Origin of the sequence: Bacillus sp. NTK074B (genome assembly GCF_017303375.1) — a bacterium.
In the GTDB taxonomy this organism is placed as follows: Bacteria; Bacillota; Bacilli; order Bacillales; family Bacillaceae_B; genus Rossellomorea.
In genome coordinates this window covers 1-483 of sequence record NZ_JAFKOH010000037.1, presented here as the reverse complement: position 1 = coordinate 483, position 483 = coordinate 1, and the positions used below count along the sequence as shown (strand labels likewise).

General features: G+C 44.3%; 1 protein-coding gene. It reads left to right on the top strand.

All coding sequences use genetic code 11. The features are described from left to right. Positions 1–483 (top strand): IS110 family transposase (locus JI667_RS21315; protein ID WP_206858455.1); only part of this gene is annotated, 483 nt, incomplete at both ends.

The window sequence follows — 483 nt, the reverse complement described above, 5'->3', positions numbered from 1 at the left end:
ATCGTTGGTTTTGAGCCTACCGGCCATTACTGGATGAATCTCGCAGCTTTTCTAACAGATCATGGTATTCCATATGTCCTTGTCAATCCTCTTCACGTTAAACAAACCAAAGAGCTAGACGATAACCTACAGAGTAAAAATGATCTGAAAGATGCCCGGGTCATCGCAAAAATGATGCCACAAGGATATTACAGTATGCCAAGGGAAATGACTCAAATCGATTCAGAGCTTCGTCGGGGGACGGCCTATCGAGTCCGCTTAAAAGAAGAATCGGCCTCTATTCAAAACCGCATCCGACGATGGATCGACCTTTACTTCCCTGAGTTCGCTTCCGTCATCAAAGGTCTTGGAAAACAGGCTCAAGCTATTTTAAAATATGCCCCTTTACCAGAAGATCTCTTGATCTTCTCGCCTGAAGAGCTGATTGACTTTCTTCAGACAAAGGGTGTTCGCTATCTGTCAAAGAAGAAAGTAGAGCGACTC